The following is a 17193-nucleotide window of genomic DNA, read 5'->3' as shown; positions in this document are numbered from 1 at the left end:
GGTCGCCGGGGGAGGTGAAGGGGGCGGCGCTGGCCATGAGCGGCAGGCACAGGAAGATAAAGGCCAGGCGATGGAGAGCCACGAGTTCATTCCTTGAATTCAGAGAGGCGCGATACTGGCCCAGCGGCTACAGCGGGTAAGCAGGAATATTCCGAAATCCGTCTTCCATGAGTCGGACAATCCGGGAGTAAGGCACAAGGCCATCTGGGCGCGCCGAAAAACCTAACACAGACTTTTGGATTAATCCGTTAGATGGCACGCTTTCTCGACGAACTGCAACAAGACCCATCGTTGGTAGGGTACTCATCGCGGCAAAAAGAAAGGGCCGGCTCCCATGGGAAAGCCGGCCCCGGATACTGCTCGTCGCAGGCGCTGCATCAGCCGCGCTGGTAGACGATTTCCTTGGTGCCGCCGTCGCAGGTGCCGACTACCTTCTTGTCGGTGACGCTGCCCTTGTCGACGATTTCCAGGGTGTAGGCAGGAACGCCGTTGGCCTTGATCTTCGCATCGATCTCGGCTTTCAGTTCCTCACAGGGCTTGGCGGCGAATGCGCTGCCCGCCACGGCAAACAGGCCGACTGCCAACATCAACTTCTTCATGAACACATTCCCTCGTTGCATGGATGAAGACCCGAACGGGTCAGGCTTGCCAAATGCGGCAAGGTTGAGACGAGCGCGCCGCCCATGGAGGCACGCCGCCCTCATAGCCTGTGCATGATCCGGCGAAGCGGAAAGACGCGGTGGCCTTCCCAGGGCGCTGGCGATCGTGGACAGGTTTCCAGGGTGCCATCAGCTATTGGCGATACGGAACCCTACTTTCAGGGTCACCTGGTAATGGCCGACGGCGCCGTTCTCGATGTGCCCGCGGGTATCCACCACCTCGAACCATTCCAGATGCTGGATGCTCTTCGCCGCTTCGGCGAGGGCGTTGTTGATGGCGTCCTCGATGCTGGTCTTGGACGAGCCGACCAGTTCGATCTTCTTGTAGGTGTGGTGATTGGACATGAACTCTCTCCCCGGACGATGCCTGGTTCTTCGCGCCCGACGGGCGCCTCTGTTCAATGGACACTAGCCGAGCCGGAAAAGTGCAGCAAATCGCCAGCGCTCAGCCTGCCAACTGCTCCCGCAACCAATGCGCCAGGCGCCCGGCACGCGGATCGTGCAGGCGCGCCGGTACCCACAGGGCCAGGCGCGCATCGGTCTCGATGAAGCCCCAGGGCGCCGCCAGGCGGCCCGCGGCGAGATCGTCGCGGACCAGCGCCTCCGGGGCGATGGCCACGCCGAGGCCCGCCACCGCCGCTTCCAGCAGGTAGTAGAGATGCTCGAACCCCTGGCCATAGCGCAGCGCCTCCGCCGCCAGCCCCTGGCTCGCGGCCCAGGCCGGCCAGGCCTGGGGCCGCGAGGCGGTATGCAGCAGCGGCTCCTGCAACAGCCGCGCGGCGGGCGCCTGGGCCAGGCCGGTTTCCTGCGCCAGGCGCGGGCTGACCACCGGGCCCATGCGCTCGGGCGCCAGTTCGAAGACCTGCATGTCCGCCGGCCAGGGCGGCTCGGCGAACCAGAGCATGGCGTCCAGGCCGGGACGACGCGGATCGAACTCGCCCTCGCTGGTGGACAGTTGCAGGCGCAGGTCGGGGAGGGCACGGTTGAGCCGGTCCAGCCGCGGGATGAACCAGCGCGCCAGCAGGCTGCCGGGTACGCCGAGGACGAACGGGGCCTCGGCGGTCTGCCGGCGCAGCTCGGCACAGACGCCACGCAGTCGCTCGAACGCATCGCCGCAGGCGTCACGCAGGCGAACGCCGGAATCGGTGAGTTTTACGCCGCGTCCATCCTTGCCGAATAGGGCCACCCCGAGATCGTCCTCGAGCAACCGCACCTGCCGGCTCACGGCGCCATGGGTAACGTGCAGTTCCTCGGCCGCCAGGCTGATGCTGTGCAACCGGGCAGCGGCTTCGAAAGCGCGCAGGGCATTCAGGGAGGGCAGGTCGCGGCTCATGGCTATTCGTGAGTTTTCCTGACAGGTTTGCGCAATCTTATCGGTTTCTTTTGCCCGGCGGGGGGATTAGATTCTGCCCATACGTCATTTCCTGGAGCCCTCCATGACTTCCTATCGCAACGGCCCCGACGCCAAGGGCCTGTTCGGCCGCTTCGGCGGCCAGTACGTCGCCGAGACCCTGATGCCGCTGATCCTCGACCTCGCCCGCGAGTACGAGAAGGCCAAGGACGACCCGGCGTTCCAGGAGGAACTGGCCTACTTCCAGCGCGACTACGTCGGCCGGCCGAGCCCGCTGTACTTCGCCGAGCGCCTGACCGAGCACTGCGGCGGGGCGAAGATCTACCTCAAGCGCGAGGAGCTGAACCATACCGGCGCGCACAAGATCAACAACTGCATCGGCCAGATCCTCCTGGCCCGGCGCATGGGCAAGAAACGCATCATCGCCGAGACCGGCGCCGGCATGCACGGCGTGGCCACCGCCACCGTCGCCGCGCGCTTCGGCTTGCAGTGCGTGATCTACATGGGCACCACCGACATCGACCGGCAGCAGGCCAACGTCTTCCGCATGAAGCTGCTGGGCGCCGAGGTGATCCCGGTGACCGCCGGCACCGGTACCCTGAAGGACGCCATGAACGAGGCGCTGCGCGATTGGGTGACCAACGTCGACAGCACCTTCTACCTGATCGGCACGGTCGCCGGCCCGCATCCGTACCCGGCGATGGTCCGTGACTTCCAGGCGGTGATCGGCAAGGAAACCCGCGAGCAACTGGCCGAGAAGGAAGGGCGCCTGCCCAATTCGCTGATCGCCTGCATCGGCGGCGGCTCCAACGCCATGGGCCTGTTCCACCCGTTCCTCGACGACGCCGGGGTGCAGATCGTCGGCGTGGAAGCCGCCGGCCACGGCATCGACACCGGCAAGCACGCGGCCAGCCTGAACGGCGGGGTTCCCGGCGTGCTGCACGGCAACCGCACCTTCCTGCTGCAGGATGCGGATGGCCAGATCATCGACGCACACTCCATCTCCGCCGGCCTCGACTATCCCGGCATCGGCCCGGAACACGCCTGGCTGCACGACACCGGCCGCGTCGAGTACACCTCGATCACCGACGACGAAGCCCTGGAGGCCTTCCACACCTGCTGCCGCCTCGAAGGCATCATCCCGGCACTAGAAAGCTCCCATGCCCTGGCCGAGGTCTTCAAGCGTGCGCCCAGCCTGCCCAAGGAGCACATCATGGTGGTGAACCTGTCCGGTCGCGGCGACAAGGACATGCAGACCGTCATGCACCACATGCAACAGGAGTCGAAAGCATGAGCCGCCTGCAGACCCGCTTCGCCCAGCTCAAGCAGGAAAACCGCGCCGCCCTGGTGACCTTCGTCACCGCCGGCGACCCGGACTACGCGTCTTCCCTGGAAATCCTCAAAGGCCTGCCGGCGGCCGGAGCCGACGTGATCGAACTGGGCATGCCGTTCACCGATCCGATGGCGGACGGCCCGGCCATCCAGTTGGCCAACATCCGCGCCCTCGACGGCGGCCAGACCCTGGCCAGGACGTTGCAGATGGTCCGCGAATTCCGCAGCGGCGACAGCGAGACACCCCTGGTGCTGATGGGCTACTTCAACCCGATCCACCACTACGGCGTCGAGCGCTTCATCGCCGAGGCGAAGGAGGTGGGGGTGGACGGCCTGATCGTGGTCGACCTGCCGCCGGAGCACAACGAAGACCTCTGCCACCCGGCCCAGGCCGCCGGCCTCGACTTCATCCGCCTGACCACCCCGACCACCGGCGACCAGCGCCTGCCGACGGTGCTCGAAGGCAGTTCCGGGTTTGTCTACTACGTGTCGGTGGCCGGCGTCACCGGCGCCAACGCGGCGACCCTGGAACACGTCGAGGAAGCGGTGGCGCGCCTGCGCCGGCATACCGACTTGCCGATCGGTATCGGCTTCGGCATCCGCAGCGCCGAACACGCCGCCGCGGTCGCGCGGTTGGCCGACGGCGTGGTGGTCGGCTCGGCGCTGATCGACCGGATCGCCAAGGCCCGCGACAATGCCCAGGCGGTCAAGGATGTCCTCGCCCTGTGCGGCGAGCTGGCCGAAGGCGTGCGCAACGCACGCTGACAGACCCTGACAGCGGCATTCGCCAGGCGCAGGCAACCCGCTGCGCCTGGCCTTGCGTTGCACGCTGCCAGAACCGTGAGGAAAAATTCACGGTCACTTTCAGAAACGTCTTATTGTCCGCCGACTCTGCCGAAGCCTTGAATAGCGCCTCACCCAAATAGCCAACGCATTCAAAGAAGGTTCGCATGAGTAAGGTGCTGATCGTCGATGATCATCCCGCTATCCGCCTGGCCGTGCGCTTGCTGTTCGAGCGCGACGGTTTCACCATCGTCGGCGAGGCCGACAACGGTGCCGAAGCCCTGCAGGTAGCCCGCAAGAAGTCTCCCGACCTGGCCATCCTGGACATCGGCATCCCCAAGATCGACGGTCTCGAAGTGATAGCCCGCCTGAAGTCCCTGAAGCTGGACACCAAGGTCCTGGTCCTGACCCGGCAGAATCCGGCGCAGTTCGCCCCGCGCTGCCTGCAGGCCGGCGCCATGGGCTTCGTCAGCAAAAGGGAAAACCTCTCCGAGCTGCTGCTCGCCGCCAAGGCCGTGCTGGCCGGCTACATCCACTTCCCCACCGGGGCGTTGCGCAGCATCAACCAGCAGAGCCGCGACAACGAGGCCCGCATGCTGGAAAGCCTTTCCGACCGCGAGATGACCGTGCTGCAGTACCTGGCCAACGGCAACACCAACAAGGCCATCGCCCAGCAGCTGTTCCTCAGCGAGAAAACCGTGAGCACCTACAAGTCACGCATCATGCTGAAACTCAACGCCCATTCCCTGGCCGGCCTGATCGATTTCGCCCGCCGCCACGAGCTGATCTGAGGATCCCATGCGAACGTTCGACCTGACCGCCGCCCTGGGCGACCGCGCCAACCAACCGGAAATCAGCCGCCTGCTCGTCGCGCAGCTGATGACCAGCAACAACGAAGACACCCGCAAGCTGCGGCGCGCCCAGGAGCGCGAGCAGACCCAGGAACTCAACGAGCTGGCGCACCGCCTGGCGGGCATGGCCTCGCTGATCCACGCCCACGCCGTGGAACGCGCCTGCCACCAACTGGAGATCGCCTGCGGCGAAAGCTCCGTGCGCAAGCTCGCCGATGCCGTCGACGACCTGGTGACGGCACTGGGCGAGCTGCAATGCGAACTGCACGACTGGATGACGATGACCGCGCCTCAAGGCACGGCGAAGTCATAGCGTTGCGGGCCTTCGTCCAGGATCGACAGGTCCAGCGGGCGAATGGCTCCCATCCAGATGGCCCGGTCGCGATGGTCGAGCAGATCGTTGCCGGTGACCGGGTGGATGAACACCACCAGGTCCTGCCGATGGATGGCCAGCCAGGGCACCAGCTCGCCGAACACCTCGGGAGCGAATGCCAGCTGGCAGCTCCAGTCCGGATGCGGCCCTACCGGCCGCTCATGGATCCGCCCCATCTTCAGCGGAAAGCGCCGCGCCGCCTCTTCGCAAAGGGCGCGGGCTCGCTCGATGCTCTGCGCATCGAAATAGACGTGAGCATGGAAGCCCTGGATGCGGGGGGTGGAATACTCGTTCATCGTCACCTCTTCAAGCGCCGCCGGCCTGCAACTCGGCCTGCAGCCAGTCGACGAAACCGTCGACCAGCCGCTGGCGCCGCTTGCGCTCCGGCAATACCGCATAGTACCCGTATCGCGACAGGCAGCTCTCGCCAATGGGCCGGCAAAGCAGCCCCTGTTCGAGCAGGCCGTCGACCAGGTGGCGCCAGCCGATGGCCACGCCCTGGCCGGCGATGGCCGCCTGGATCAGCAAGGTGTAGTTGTCGAAGCTGAGCACCGCCGGAATCGGCTGCCGATCGATGGCCAACGCTTCGAACAATGCCGGCCAGTCGAACCAGCGGGCGTGCTGCGCCGGCTTCAGATGCAGCATCGGCAGGCGCGCCAGGTGCGCCTTGGCCAGCGGCAACTGCAATCCCTCGACCAGGCGCGGGCTACAGACCGGGAACACCTCCTCGCGAAACAGCCGGTGCGCTTCGCCGTGCTTGGAACGACCGTCGCCGAACAGGATCGCCACGTCGATATCGCCGCGCTGGCCGGCCAGGCCGCGCTCGCTGGTCACCAGGCTCACGTCCAGGTGCGGATGGGCCTGGTGGAAGCGCGGAAGGCGCGGCATCAGCCAGTAGGCGGCGAAGGCGTAGTCGGTGGCCACCTGGAGCACCTCGTGGCGCTGGCGCGCGCCCAGCGCGGCGATGCCGGCATCGATCGTCTCGAGGCCGGCGGCCACGTGGCGGAGCAGGAGCTGGCCGGCGTCGGTGAGCACGATGCCTCGATGAACGCGCTGGAACAGAGGGGTCGCCAGCTCCTTCTCCAGGCGTTTGATCTGCTGGCTGACCGCAGGCTGGGTGGTCCCCAGCTCCTCGGCGGCAGCGGTGAAGCTGAGTTGGCGGGCGGCGGACTCGAATACCCGGAGCAGGTCGAGGGATGGCGGCATGAGGCGTTCTCCCATAAGCCAGGCTTATCCAACGCATCCAGCCCCATGCGGTTTACCAGGGATTTCGATGCACTGATGATCGACGCAGCACTATCGCATAACCCAATCGCATGGGATAAGCCGCCCGATGAAGACCTCGCCGAACATCCTGTTCATCATGGCCGACCAGATGGCCGCGCCGCTGCTGCCGCTTCACGATCCGCGCTCGGTGCTGCGCATGCCTCACCTCTCGCGCCTCGCCGAACGGGCCGTGGTGTTCGACTCGGCGTACTGCAACAGCCCGCTCTGCGCGCCGTCGCGCTTCACCCTGGTCAGCGGTCGCTTGCCTACTCGCATCGGCGCCTGGGACAACGCCGCCGACTTCGCCGCCGATACCCCCACCTACGCCCACTACCTGCGCAACCTCGGCTATCGCACGGCGCTGTCGGGCAAGATGCACTTCTGCGGTCCCGACCAGTTGCACGGCTACGAGGAACGCCTGACCAGCGACATCTATCCGGCGGACTATGGCTGGGCGGTGAACTGGGACGAGCCGGAGGTGCGCCCGAGCTGGTACCACAACATGTCCTCGGTTTTGCAGGCCGGTCCCTGCGTGCGCACCAACCAGCTGGACTTCGACGAGGAGGTGGTGTTCAAGGCCCGCCAGTACCTCTACGACCATGTTCGCCAGCACGCCGGCCAGCCATTCTGCCTGACCGTGTCGATGACCCATCCGCACGACCCCTACAGCATCCCGGCGAGCTACTGGAATCTCTACCGCGACGAGGACATCCCGCTGCCGCGCCAGCGCTTCGCCCAGGAGGAGCAGGACCCTCATTCGCAACGCCTGCTGAAGGTCATCGACCTGTGGGACAAGCCGTTGCCCGAGGAGCGCATCCGCGCCGCCCGGCGTGCCTACTTCGGCGCCTGCAGCTACGTCGACGCGCAGATCGGTGCGCTGCTGGCGACCCTGGAGGAATGCGGGCTGGCCGACGACACCATCGTGGTGTTCTCCGGCGACCATGGCGACATGCTCGGCGAGCGCGGCCTCTGGTACAAGATGCACTGGTTCGAGATGGCCGCGCGCGTGCCGCTGCTGGTCCATGCGCCGGCGCGCTTCGCGCCGCGCCGCATCGGCGCTTCGGTATCCACCGTGGACCTGCTGCCGACCCTGGTGGAGCTGGCCGGCGGCCAGGTCGATCCACGCCTGCCGCTGGAAGGCCGCTCGCTGCTGCCGCACCTGCGCGACGGCAGCGGGCATGACGAGGTGATCGGCGAATACACCGCCGAGGGCACCCTCAGCCCGCTGATGATGATCCGCCGCGGCGACTACAAGTTCATCTACTCCGAGCAGGACCCCTGCCTGCTCTACGACCTGCGCAACGACCCGCAGGAGCGCGAGAACCTCGCCGCCAGTCCGGCCCATCGCGGAACGTTCGAGGCGTTCCTCGACGAGGCCCGGCGACGCTGGGACATCCCCGCGATCACCCGCGCCGTACTCGACAGCCAGCGCCGCCGACGCCTGGTGGCCGCCGCGCTGGCGCGAGGGCGGCTGGCCAGTTGGGACCACCAGCCGTGGATCGACGCCAGCCAGCAGTACATGCGCAACCATATCGACCTGGACGATCTCGAGCGCCGCGCGCGCTTCCCGCAACCCTGAGCACGAGGGCACTTCCATGAACCGGCTTCCCACCTGCCTGCTGGCCGCCACCCTGTTCCTGGGCAGCGCCTCGCTATACGCCGAAGACCCCGCCTGTGCCCGCGTCAGGCTGGCCGATCCAGGCTGGAGCGATATCGCGGTGACCAACGCCACCGCCGCGTTTCTCCTGGAAAGCCTCGGCTACCAGGTGAAGATCGATACCCTGTCGGTGCCGATCATCTATGGCGGCCTGCGCGACGGCCAGGTGGACGCCTTCCTCGGCGGCTGGATGCCCGCGCACCAGGACTATCACGACAAGTTCGTCGCCAGCGGCCAGGTCGAACGCCTCGCTCGCAACCTCGATGGCACCCGCTTCACCCTGGCGGTGCCGCGCTACGTCTGGGACGCCGGCGTACACCGCTTCGAAGACCTCGCCGCGCAAGGGCAACGCTTCAACCGCAAGCTGTACGGGATCGGCTCCGGCGCGCCGGCCAATCAGTCGATCCAGAAGATGATCGACGCCAACCAGTTCGGCCTCGGCGACTGGAAGCTGGTGGAGTCCAGCGAGCAGGCGATGCTCGCCGAACTCGGCCGGGCCGAGAAGCGCCAGCGCTGGCTGGTGTTCCTCGGCTGGACGCCGCACCCGATGAACATCCGCCATGACCTGCGCTACCTGGAAGGCGGCGAGCAGTACTTCGGCGACCGCGGCCAGGTCTATACCCTGGCACGCAAGGGCTACGCCGCGCAGTGCCCGAACCCGGCGCGGCTGCTGGCCAACCTGCGCTTCGACCTGGACATGGAGAACCGCCTGATGAGCGACGCGCTGGAAGGCACGGCGACTCCGGCCTCGGCGACCCGCGCCTGGCTCAAGGCCAACCCGCGGGTGCTCGAGGCCTGGCTGCAAGGGGTGACCAGCCGCGACGGCGGCGACGCCCTGGCCGCGGTTCGCGGCCAGCCATAGCGCCATGTGGACGCGCCTGCTGCCGTTCCTCGCCTGGCTACCGGGGCTACGCCGGGGCACGCTCAGGCGCGAGGCCTGGGTCGGCCTGAATGGCGCGATCCTGGCACTGCCGCAATCGATGGCCTATGCGCTGATCGCCGGCCTGCCAGCGGAGTACGGCCTGTACGCGGCGATGCTGCCAGTGGCGATCGCCTGCCTGTGGGGCTCGTCGCGCTACCTGGTGAGCGGTCCCACCGCGGCGATCTCGGTGCTGCTGTTCAGTTCGGTGGCCCCCCTGGCGCCGCTGGGCAGCCCGCAATACGTCCAGGCCGTGCTGCTGCTGACCTTTCTCGCCGGCGCCTTCCAGTGGCTGCTCGGCGTCCTGCGCGTCGGGTCGCTGGTCAATTTCGTCTCGCATTCGGTGATGCTCGGCTTCACCCTTGGCGCGGCGCTGCTGATCGTCCTCGGCCAACTGCCCTATCTTCTCGGCCTGGCCGCGAGCGGGGAGGGCGCAGCGCCGGGAAACGGCTGGCGGCTGCTGGCGCGGTTCGCCGAGTTCGATGGCCCATCGCTGCTGGTGGGCGGCTTCAGCTTCGCGCTCAGCCTGCTGGTCAGGCGCCTCCGACCGCGCTGGCCGGCCCTGCTGCTTGGCTTGCTGGGCGGTGCCACGCTGGTCTGGGCGCTACCCGGGACCTTCGCCTCGGTAGCCCATGTGCAGGCCTTATCGAGTGCACTGCCGGGTTGGAATCCGCTGGTCTTCGATTCCCGATCGATCCTCGACCTGCTACCTGCGGCGGTGGCCTGCGGCATGCTCGGGCTGGTCACCAGCCTGTCGATCGCCCGCGCCCTGGCCGCGCGCCAGGGAGACGCGTTCGATGCCAACCAGGAGGTCCGCGCCCAGGGTCTGTCGAACCTGCTCGGGCCTTGGCTGTCGGCGAGCCTGTCGGCGGGTTCCTTCACCCGCTCCGGGCTCAATCTGGAAGCCGGTGCGCGCTCCCCGCTGGCGGGTGCGTTTTCGGCGCTCTGGGTGGCCCTGCTGGCCGTGCTCGGTGCGCGCCTGATCGAGCATGTACCGTTGCCGGCGATGGCCGCAGGCATCCTGCTGATCGCCTGGGGCCTGATCGACCGCCCGGCGCTCCGCGCGCTCTACCGCAGCGGCCGCGCCGAATGCCTGGTGGCCGGCCTAACCGCCCTGGCCACGCTGCTGTTGCCGCTGCAGAACGCCATCTACGCGGGAGTGCTGGCGTCGCTGTTCTTCTACCTGCGGCGCACCTCGACACCACGCGTACTGCGCCAGCGCAACGACGAGGAAGAGGTGCTGCGCATCGAAGGCTCGATCTTCTTCGGCGCCTGCGACTACCTGCAACGCCTCATGCGCCAATGCGACAGGCCACGGCTGGTGCTGGACGCCCGCCAGGTGAACTTCATCGACTTCGCCGGCGCAGTGCTGTTGCAGCAGGAAGCCCGCCGCCTGCACGCCGAGGGACGCCGCCTGGTATTGCGCCACGCTCGCCCGCAGGTCCGCGAAGCGCTGGGCCGGCAGGCCGACGAAGGCTGCCGCCTGCACTACGAAGGCTGACGCTCAGGGCGCCGCCGGCGATGTCGGTGCGCTGTCGCCGGGCAGCAGTTGCGGCGATTCCCGCTGCAGCTTGTCGCGCATCATCTCCAACTGTCCAAGGGCGGCGCGAGCCTCGTCGATTTCCTCGGCGCTGCGCTCGCCACCCTGTTCGGCCGCCTCGATCCGCGCGCGGATTTCCGGTATCTGCTGTACGCCGCTGGTGTAGGCCTGTACCAGTTCGCGGGTCTGTCGTTCCTCGAAGGCCTGGTACTGCTTCGGATCGGCCAGCTCCTGAGCCGTCGCGCCCTGGCGTGGTTGCAGGCCGCCGAGCGGCGGGCTGCGCGGGTCGCCCTCGTCGCGCAGCATCTGCATGAACTGGATCGCCTGCTCGCGATCCAGTTCCGCCGCCGGCGGCTCCGCCTCGTACGCCGGTGCCACCGCTTGCGATCGTACCGGCGCCAGCGGCGGCGGACGGTCGTCGACCGCGGGCAGCGCCGCAACCGTCCTGGCTGGCGGCGGAGAAGACGAGGAAGCGGCCATATCGGCGGGCGCCAGCAACACGCCGGCGCAGGCCAGGGCGATCGCCAGCCCGCTGCAGCCGAGGGCAACGCCGAGCCAGCGCTTCACAGGCCTTCCACCCTGGCGCCGGCCAGCAGGTTGCGCAGGCGCGTCTCGAACTGTGCTGCCAGTTGCTCGCGCGCCACCGCCTGGTTCACCTCGAAGCGCACGCTGCGGTCGTCGAGGGGCAACTGGCGATCCTCGCGGCTACGCACCCGGACGATCTCGAACGCGCCGTCGATGCGCATCGGCTGGGAAACCGTATCGGCCTTCTGGATCAGCGCAGTCTTGCGCAGCAGGTCGAGCCGGCCGTCCTGGGGCCGTATCAGGCCTAGGTCGCCGGGCGGGTCGCGGTCCCTGTCGTCGGCCAGGGAATAGCGGCGTACCGCCTCGTCGAAGGCCAGGCCGTTGCGCAACTCGGCGTAGACCTTGTCCGCGCTCGCCTGGTCGGCCAGGCGGATATGCGCCGCCTGCACCTGCGCGACGTTGCGGTAACGCTCCAGGTTGCGCCGATAGTAGGCCTCGGCGTCCTTGTCGCTGACCTTGCCGGCGAGTTCCCGCAGCGCATCGGACTCATGGTGGAAATCACTGTAGAGGCCGATCTGGTGCAGATAGCGATGGCGCACCAGCTTGTCCCGCACCAGGGTCCTCACGCCCTGCCGCTCTGCCGGGCCGAAGCCGTCCCGGGCCAGGCGGTACCAGAGGTAGTCGCGGCGGATGCGGGTCTGGACCTGGCGCGCCAGGTAGGCGAGGTTGCCCTGTTGCAATTCGACCTGGCCCTGGACGTTGTCGCCTTCGTACAGCGATAGCAGGTCGAGGACCTGTGCCGGCTGGCCGGGAAACTGCCAGCCGATCAGCTCGACCCCGGCCGCCTCGCGGCGCTGCGTCTCGTCCAGCAGCAGGCTGTTTTCCACCAGGCCGCGGCTCCTCGGCGCCAGCACCTCGCGCAAACGCTCCGCGCTCAGGGCCCGGGGCTGGCGCAGGTATGGCCCGAGGTCCTCGCGGTAGCGCCTGCCGTATACCTGTTCGAGCAGGTTGCCGGCCTCGATCTCCACGCTGGCGTCGAGATCGGCGCGGCTCTGCGCGGTGAGCTGGTCTTCCACCGCGCGTGCCAGCAGGCGGTTTTCCACCAGGCCACGGCGCAACTGCTGCGGGTCGGTGTTGAACTTGACCCGCGACAAGGCCTGCTCGAGCAGGTCGACGCTTTTCCCCGGCAGCACCTCGCCGTCGATCCGCAGATCCTGCGGCGCCTTGGCGGGGACGCCATGGGCGCTCCACGCCAGCAGCCCGAAGGCGACCCCGCACAGTGCGCGACGCCAGCCCCGAGCGCGGTCAGAGAGCAGTCTGTGCATCGAAGCTGTTGGCGCCCTTGGTCAGTACGGTGACGGTCAGGGCGATGGACTCGGGAATCAGCTCCTTCGCCACCCGCAGGCGCGTCTCGTAGCTGGTGTCGTAGAGCGGCTCGGGACGCGCGTAGGCGACCTGGCCGGTCTGGGTGAGCAGGTCGCGGATGCTCTTGCTCGGATCGTAGCGCCCCACCAGGTTGGCCACCGCCGCCGGGTCGTTGAGCTTCTCGCTGGCGTAGTGGTCGTCGACCCAGCCTTCCCAGCTGGAATGGCCGTTGGCCGAGGTGATCCACACATGGTGCGGCTGGGCCACGTCGCCGGTGGCGTGCAGGGCATAGCCGATGGTTTGCAGCGAAGGCGCGGCGCGGAACTGCTCGAACCAGTAGGTGGCGAGGTTGTCGATCGGCTGGAAGGCGGCGGTCTGGAAGTCGCCGTAGTGCTCCTGCCAGTCCGAGCGGGTGCCCTGGCGGTAGTGCGCCTCGGTGGTGTCGAAGTCCTCGCGCTTCAGCTCGCGGTTGTAGAGATAGACCATGGCGTACCAGTCGACGTCGGCGATGCCGCCGTCGACCTTGTGGTAGCGGTAGTCGTAGCCGCCGTGGGGGTTGCCATGGGAATCGCCGTCGCGGGCCAGGTTGAGGAAGTGCCAGTACGAGGTGTAGTTGACGATGCCCGAAGCCGCGCCCCACAGCGGCGCGTGTTCGTAGCCGACCCACCAGCCCCCGAGACGGGTGTCCTTGAAGTCGTCCACGTCGAAGGCCGCCTGGCCGAGGATCTCCCCGGCCTGCGCCTCGCTGCCGGCGGCGCTCACGTAGAACCGGTAGGCCTGACGCATCTCCTCGGTGGCGTAGGAGGAGTTCATGAAGGCCAGGGCGTCCTTGACGATGTTCTTGTGGGTCGGTTGCGACCAGGCGTTGGCCTGGCTGGCGATGGCGCAGATGCAGAGACCGGCGGCCAGGCGGGCGAAGGTTTTCATCGGCAGCGCTCGAGAGTGAGTGAAGCCTGAAGTCTTAACCCGGTTTTGTGATTCCTACATGTCAGATGGAAACCGATTTGAGACGTACGTCTCAAATGCGGCCTGACAACTCAGACAGTTGCCAATTGCCGGCGCAGCGTCTCCAACACCGGCGCCGAGGCAGGACGCACGCCACGCCAGAGGAAGAATGCCTCGGCGGCCTGCTCCACCAGCATGCCCAGGCCATCCAGGGTACGCGCCGCACCGCGTTCGGCGGCCCAGCGGTTGAAGGCGGTCGGTTCCTTGGCATACATCATGTCGTAGCAGACGGTACGGCCGGGCTCGATCACGCTCTGCGCCAGCGGCGGCACGTCGCCGGCAAGACTGGCCGAGGTGCCGTTGACGACCAGGTCGAAAGGCCCTTCGACCTCGGCGAAACCGCAGCCGCGCACCGCGCCGAGATCGGCGAATCGCTCGGCCAGGTCCACGGCCTTCCGCGCCGTGCGGTTGGCGATCAGCAACTCCGCCGGGCACTCGCCGAGGAAGGGTTCGAGCACCCCGCGCACCGCACCGCCGGCGCCGAGCAGGAGAACCCGCTTGCCGCGCAGCTCGACCCCGGCGTTCGCCGTCAGGTCCCGCAGCAAGCCCGCGCCGTCGGTGTTGTCGCCGCGCAGGCGACCGTCGGCCAGGCGGATCAGGGTGTTCACCGCCCCGGCCCGGGTGGCCCGCTCGCTCAATTCGTCCACCAGACGATAGGCCTCTTCCTTGAACGGCACGGTGACATTGGCGCCCTTGCCCTGCTCGAAGAAGCGCCGGGCGAACCCGGGGAAATCGTCCAGCGGCGCCAGCTGCGCGTCATAGACCAGCGCCTCGCCGGTCTGCTCGGCGAACAGGCGGTGGATCAGCGGCGACTTGCTGTGGCCGATGGGGTTGCCGAATACGCAGTAGCGGTCCATGGGTCGTTCCTTTGCCGGGGTGGGACGGGACGAGCGGACTCGTCCCCTGCGGGCGGGTCAGGGCTGGCCGGCGAGCCAATCGCGGTCGGCGAGGAAATACTCGGTCAGGCGCGCTTCCTCGCTGCCCGGCTCGGGTTTCCAGTCATAGCCCCAGCGCACCTGCGGCGGCAACGACATCAGGATCGATTCGGTACGGCCGCCGGACTGCAGGCCGAACAGGGTGCCACGATCGAAGACCAGGTTGAACTCCACGTAGCGACCGCGACGATAGGCCTGGAACTCTCGCTGCCGTTCATCGAACGGCGTGTGCTTGCGGCGCTGGACGATCGGCAGGTAGGCGTCGATATAGGCGTCGCCGATAGCGCGGATGAAGGCGAAGCAGGTGTCGAAGTCCCACTGGTTGAGGTCGTCGAAGAACAGGCCGCCGATGCCGCGCGGCTCGTTGCGGTGCTTGAGATGGAAGTAGCGGTCGCACCATTCCTTGTAGCGCGGATAGACGTCCGCGCCGAACGGCGCGCAGGCGTCGCGAGCGACCCGGTGCCAATGCACGCAGTCTTCCTCGTGGGCGTAGTAGGGGGTCAGGTCGAAGCCGCCGCCGAACCACCAGACCGGCTCCTCGCCTTCCTTCTCGGCGCAGAAGAAACGCACGTTGGCATGGGAAGTCGGCACGTGGGGGTTTTCCGGATGGATCACCAGCGACACGCCGAGCGCCTGGAAACCGCGCCCGGCCAGTTCCGGCCGATGGGCGCTGGCCGAGGGCGGCAGGCTATCGCCGAAGACGTGGGAAAAATTCACCCCGCCCTTCTCGATCAATGCGCCGTCGCCGATTACCCGCGTCCGTCCGCCGCCACCGGCCGGACGCTCCCAGGCGTCCTCGGCGAAGCGGGCCTTGCCGTCCTCCGCCTCGAGGGCGGCGCAGATGCGGTCTTGCAGGTCGAGCAGGTAGGTTTTGACAGCGGCGATACGGTCGGTCACGGAGTTCACCTTGGAGCGGGGAGGCCGCGCGGGGCGCGGGCTGGCGACGAAACGAGGGCGCAAGCATACCACCCTGGATGGGTAGCCGGCGCTTGACGGCCGTCAAGGGGAAGGCTTGGATGAAGGCCTTTACCCAGGGTCGCCCACCCGGCGCGACCGTCCGAAACCCTGACGAAGCAGGAGTTCCAGCATGGCCAAGCGCATCCAGTTCGCTGCCTACGGCGGCCCCGAAGTCCTCGAATACCGCGACTACCAACCCGCCGAGCCGGGCCCCCGGGAAGTCCGCGTGCGTAATCGCGCCATCGGCCTGAACTTCATCGACACCTACTACCGTAGCGGCCTCTATCCAGCCCCCGGCTTCCCTTCGGGGCTGGGTAGCGAAGGGGCCGGCGAGGTCGAGGCGGTGGGCAGCGAAGTGACCCGTTTCAAGGTCGGCGACCGCGTCGCCTACGCCACCGGCCCGCTGGGCGCCTACAGCGAACTGCATGTGCTGGCGGAGGAGAAGCTGGTCCACCTGCCCGACGGCATCGACTTCGAACAGGCCGCCGCGGTGATGCTCAAGGGGCTCACCACCCAATACCTGCTGCGCCAGACCTACGAACTGCGGGGCGGCGAAACCATTCTCTTCCATGCCGCCGCGGGCGGCGTGGGCCTGTTCGCCTGCCAATGGGCCAAGGCCCTTGGAGTGCAACTGATCGGCACCGTCAGCTCGCCGGAAAAGGCGCGCCTGGCCAGGCAGCACGGTGCCTGGGAGACCATCGACTACAGCCACGAGAACGTGGCGCGGCGGGTGCTCGAACTGACCGACGGGAAGAAGTGCCCGGTGGTCTACGACTCGGTGGGCAAGGATACCTGGGAAACCTCGCTGGACTGCGTGGCGCCGCGCGGCTTGCTGGTCAGCTTCGGCAACGCCTCGGGGCCGGTGACCGGGGTCAACCTCGGCATCCTCTCGCAGAAGGGTTCGCTGTACGTGACCCGGCCGACCCTGGGCAGCTACGCCGATACCCCGGAAAAACTCCAGGCGATGGCCGACGAGCTGTTCGGCCTGATCGAGCGCGGTGACATCCGCATCGAGATCAACCAGCGCTTCGCCCTGGCCGAAGCAGCCAGGGCGCATACCGAACTGGCCGCACGGCGAACCACCGGCTCGACCGTACTGTTGCCCTGAAGCGCGTACTCAGGCCGGGCGGATGACCTGCCCGGTCACCAGGTCGCGGATCAGGCTGGGGTTGCGGCGCCCGCCAAGGGCGCCGCCGAGGATGGCGTCCAGCTCGTCGTGGAAGTATTGCTCCACCCGCAGCCGCGTGCGCGCCGCCGGGCGCCCGGCCGGATTGGCCGAGGTGGAGATCAGCGGACCGGTGAGATGGCACAGTTCCTGTACCAGGGGATGGTCGGTGACCCGCACGGCGACGCTGTCGTGGACGCCGGTGACCCACTCCGGCAGGCGCTCCTGGTGCGGCACCAGCCAGGTGTTCGGCCCCGGCCAGGTACCGGCCAGGCGGTCCAGCCAGACGTCCGGCAGGTCTTCGAGAAGGAAGTCGAGCTGGTGGATGTTCGCCGCCACCACGATCAGGCCCTTTTCCACCGGCCGCGCCTTCAGCGCCAGCAGGCGATACACCGCATCCTCGTTCCACGGGTCGCAGCCGAGCCCCCATACCGCCTCGGTGGGATAGGCGATCACGCCGCCCTCGCGGACGACCCGGGCGGCGCATTGCGCACGAAAGCTGCTGATCAT

20 protein-coding genes are annotated in these 17193 nt (G+C 67.7%); 8 read left to right on the top strand and 12 right to left on the bottom strand.

Annotated elements, in window-relative coordinates:
- The 4 genes from HMPREF2581_RS33910 to trpI form a co-directional block, all read right to left on the bottom strand.
- The coding region (locus HMPREF2581_RS33910) for a hypothetical protein (protein WP_371859460.1) at nucleotides 1–82 on the bottom strand (82 nt) is incomplete at its 3' end.
- 295 nt (nucleotides 83–377) lie between these two features.
- Nucleotides 378–605 carry a DUF1161 domain-containing protein gene (locus HMPREF2581_RS31425; protein ID WP_003097347.1) on the bottom strand — a complete coding sequence of 76 codons (228 nt, stop codon included), beginning with the start codon at nucleotides 603–605 and terminating at the stop codon, nucleotides 378–380.
- 183 nt (nucleotides 606–788) lie between these two features.
- A complete protein-coding gene (locus tag HMPREF2581_RS31420) occupies nucleotides 789–1004 on the bottom strand; it encodes a dodecin (RefSeq protein WP_003097345.1) in 216 nt (71 codons plus the stop codon).
- A gap of 100 nt (nucleotides 1005–1104) precedes the next feature.
- Nucleotides 1105–1992, bottom strand: coding sequence for a trpBA operon transcriptional activator TrpI (gene trpI / locus HMPREF2581_RS31415; RefSeq protein WP_003142214.1), 888 nt, complete (start codon nucleotides 1990–1992; stop codon nucleotides 1105–1107).
- Nucleotides 1993–2095: 103 nt separating this feature from the next.
- Between trpI and trpB the strand changes: the two genes are divergently transcribed.
- The 4 genes from trpB to HMPREF2581_RS31395 all read left to right on the top strand — a co-directional run bounded on the left by trpB (nucleotide 2096) and on the right by HMPREF2581_RS31395 (nucleotide 5289).
- Entirely contained in the window at nucleotides 2096–3304 is a 1209-nt protein-coding gene (gene trpB, locus HMPREF2581_RS31410) for a tryptophan synthase subunit beta (RefSeq protein ID WP_003142212.1), read from the top strand.
- Nucleotides 3301–4107, top strand: a complete 807-nt coding sequence (trpA, locus tag HMPREF2581_RS31405) for a tryptophan synthase subunit alpha (protein ID WP_003097337.1) — start codon at nucleotides 3301–3303, stop codon at nucleotides 4105–4107. Before trpB ends, trpA begins: the two co-directional genes overlap by 4 nt.
- A gap of 185 nt (nucleotides 4108–4292) precedes the next feature.
- Entirely contained in the window at nucleotides 4293–4916 is a 624-nt protein-coding gene (locus HMPREF2581_RS31400; protein ID WP_003111192.1) for a response regulator transcription factor, read from the top strand.
- A gap of 7 nt (nucleotides 4917–4923) precedes the next feature.
- Entirely contained in the window at nucleotides 4924–5289 is a 366-nt protein-coding gene (locus HMPREF2581_RS31395) for an Hpt domain-containing protein (RefSeq protein WP_003097330.1), read from the top strand.
- Here HMPREF2581_RS31395 and HMPREF2581_RS31390 read toward each other — a convergent pair.
- Entirely contained in the window at nucleotides 5268–5645 is a 378-nt protein-coding gene (locus tag HMPREF2581_RS31390; protein ID WP_003097328.1) for a DOPA 4,5-dioxygenase family protein, read from the bottom strand. The two genes, HMPREF2581_RS31395 and HMPREF2581_RS31390, sit on opposite strands and share 22 nt — an antisense overlap.
- Before the next feature lie 10 nt (nucleotides 5646–5655).
- Entirely contained in the window at nucleotides 5656–6570 is a 915-nt protein-coding gene (locus HMPREF2581_RS31385) for a choline sulfate utilization transcriptional regulator (protein WP_003111194.1), read from the bottom strand.
- Nucleotides 6571–6682: 112 nt separating this feature from the next.
- Between HMPREF2581_RS31385 and betC the strand changes: the two genes are divergently transcribed.
- From betC to HMPREF2581_RS31370, 3 genes are read left to right on the top strand one after another with little or no spacing between them, the layout of a single operon-like run.
- Nucleotides 6683–8194: a choline-sulfatase gene (gene betC / locus HMPREF2581_RS31380; protein WP_003142209.1), complete on the top strand. Its 1512-nt coding sequence runs from the start codon at nucleotides 6683–6685 to the stop codon at nucleotides 8192–8194.
- 16 nt (nucleotides 8195–8210) lie between these two features.
- Nucleotides 8211–9134: a choline ABC transporter substrate-binding protein gene (locus HMPREF2581_RS31375; RefSeq protein WP_003097322.1), complete on the top strand. Its 924-nt coding sequence runs from the start codon at nucleotides 8211–8213 to the stop codon at nucleotides 9132–9134.
- 4 nt (nucleotides 9135–9138) lie between these two features.
- Nucleotides 9139–10692, top strand: a complete 1554-nt coding sequence (locus HMPREF2581_RS31370; RefSeq protein WP_003097320.1) for a SulP family inorganic anion transporter — start codon at nucleotides 9139–9141, stop codon at nucleotides 10690–10692.
- Between the two features lie 3 nt (nucleotides 10693–10695).
- On the opposite strand, the gene HMPREF2581_RS31365 is transcribed toward HMPREF2581_RS31370, so the two are convergent.
- The 5 genes from HMPREF2581_RS31365 to hemF form a co-directional block, all read right to left on the bottom strand.
- Complete coding sequence (locus tag HMPREF2581_RS31365) at nucleotides 10696–11298, bottom strand: hypothetical protein (RefSeq protein ID WP_003131389.1); 603 nt, start codon at nucleotides 11296–11298, stop codon at nucleotides 10696–10698.
- Nucleotides 11295–12581, bottom strand: a complete 1287-nt coding sequence (locus HMPREF2581_RS31360) for a peptidylprolyl isomerase (protein ID WP_003142206.1) — start codon at nucleotides 12579–12581, stop codon at nucleotides 11295–11297. Before HMPREF2581_RS31360 ends, HMPREF2581_RS31365 begins: the two co-directional genes overlap by 4 nt.
- Nucleotides 12562–13548 carry a phospholipase C/P1 nuclease family protein gene (locus HMPREF2581_RS31355; protein ID WP_003097316.1) on the bottom strand — a complete coding sequence of 329 codons (987 nt, stop codon included), beginning with the start codon at nucleotides 13546–13548 and terminating at the stop codon, nucleotides 12562–12564. Before HMPREF2581_RS31355 ends, HMPREF2581_RS31360 begins: the two co-directional genes overlap by 20 nt.
- Nucleotides 13549–13658: 110 nt before the next feature.
- Nucleotides 13659–14483, bottom strand: a complete 825-nt coding sequence (gene aroE, locus HMPREF2581_RS31350) for a shikimate dehydrogenase (protein WP_003097314.1) — start codon at nucleotides 14481–14483, stop codon at nucleotides 13659–13661.
- A 57-nt stretch (nucleotides 14484–14540) separates the two neighbouring features.
- On the bottom strand, nucleotides 14541–15458 hold the full coding sequence (gene hemF / locus HMPREF2581_RS31345; protein WP_003097311.1) for an oxygen-dependent coproporphyrinogen oxidase: 918 nt from the start codon (nucleotides 15456–15458) through the stop codon (nucleotides 14541–14543).
- Nucleotides 15459–15648: 190 nt separating this feature from the next.
- Here hemF and HMPREF2581_RS31340 point away from each other — a divergent pair, with 190 nt between their 5' ends.
- The gene (locus HMPREF2581_RS31340) at nucleotides 15649–16626 is read left to right on the top strand and encodes an NADPH:quinone reductase (protein WP_003097303.1); all 978 of its coding nucleotides are present in this window, start codon (nucleotides 15649–15651) and stop codon (nucleotides 16624–16626) included.
- Nucleotides 16627–16635: 9 nt separating this feature from the next.
- Here the strand turns inward: HMPREF2581_RS31340 and HMPREF2581_RS31335 are convergent, their stop codons facing one another.
- On the bottom strand, nucleotides 16636–17193 hold the full coding sequence (locus tag HMPREF2581_RS31335) for an L-threonylcarbamoyladenylate synthase type 1 TsaC (protein WP_003097300.1): 558 nt from the start codon (nucleotides 17191–17193) through the stop codon (nucleotides 16636–16638).

Origin of the sequence: Pseudomonas sp. HMSC057H01 (genome assembly GCF_001836405.1) — a bacterium.
GTDB lineage: Bacteria > Pseudomonadota > Gammaproteobacteria > Pseudomonadales > Pseudomonadaceae > Pseudomonas > Pseudomonas aeruginosa.
This window is presented reverse-complemented; position numbering and strand designations above follow the sequence as displayed.

Bases quoted from the DNA above. Each gene is read 5' to 3' on its own strand.
- HMPREF2581_RS31420 (WP_003097345.1), bottom strand. From the start codon at position 1,004: ATGTCCAATCACCACACCTACAAGAAGATCGAACTGGTCGGCTCGTCC.
- trpI (WP_003142214.1), bottom strand. From the start codon at position 1,992: ATGAGCCGCGACCTGCCCTCCCTGAATGCCCTGCGCGCTTTCGAAGCC.
- trpB (WP_003142212.1), top strand. From the start codon at position 2,096: ATGACTTCCTATCGCAACGGCCCCGACGCCAAGGGCCTGTTCGGCCGC.
- trpA (WP_003097337.1), top strand. From the start codon at position 3,301: ATGAGCCGCCTGCAGACCCGCTTCGCCCAGCTCAAGCAGGAAAACCGC.
- HMPREF2581_RS31400 (WP_003111192.1), top strand. From the start codon at position 4,293: ATGAGTAAGGTGCTGATCGTCGATGATCATCCCGCTATCCGCCTGGCC.
- HMPREF2581_RS31395 (WP_003097330.1), top strand. From the start codon at position 4,924: ATGCGAACGTTCGACCTGACCGCCGCCCTGGGCGACCGCGCCAACCAA.
- HMPREF2581_RS31390 (WP_003097328.1), bottom strand. From the start codon at position 5,645: ATGAACGAGTATTCCACCCCCCGCATCCAGGGCTTCCATGCTCACGTC.
- HMPREF2581_RS31385 (WP_003111194.1), bottom strand. From the start codon at position 6,570: ATGGGAGAACGCCTCATGCCGCCATCCCTCGACCTGCTCCGGGTATTC.
- betC (WP_003142209.1), top strand. From the start codon at position 6,683: ATGAAGACCTCGCCGAACATCCTGTTCATCATGGCCGACCAGATGGCC.
- HMPREF2581_RS31375 (WP_003097322.1), top strand. From the start codon at position 8,211: ATGAACCGGCTTCCCACCTGCCTGCTGGCCGCCACCCTGTTCCTGGGC.
- HMPREF2581_RS31370 (WP_003097320.1), top strand. From the start codon at position 9,139: ATGTGGACGCGCCTGCTGCCGTTCCTCGCCTGGCTACCGGGGCTACGC.
- HMPREF2581_RS31360 (WP_003142206.1), bottom strand. From the start codon at position 12,581: ATGCACAGACTGCTCTCTGACCGCGCTCGGGGCTGGCGTCGCGCACTG.
- HMPREF2581_RS31355 (WP_003097316.1), bottom strand. From the start codon at position 13,548: ATGAAAACCTTCGCCCGCCTGGCCGCCGGTCTCTGCATCTGCGCCATC.
- aroE (WP_003097314.1), bottom strand. From the start codon at position 14,483: ATGGACCGCTACTGCGTATTCGGCAACCCCATCGGCCACAGCAAGTCG.
- HMPREF2581_RS31340 (WP_003097303.1), top strand. From the start codon at position 15,649: ATGGCCAAGCGCATCCAGTTCGCTGCCTACGGCGGCCCCGAAGTCCTC.
- HMPREF2581_RS31335 (WP_003097300.1), bottom strand. From the start codon at position 17,193: ATGATCAGCAGCTTTCGTGCGCAATGCGCCGCCCGGGTCGTCCGCGAG.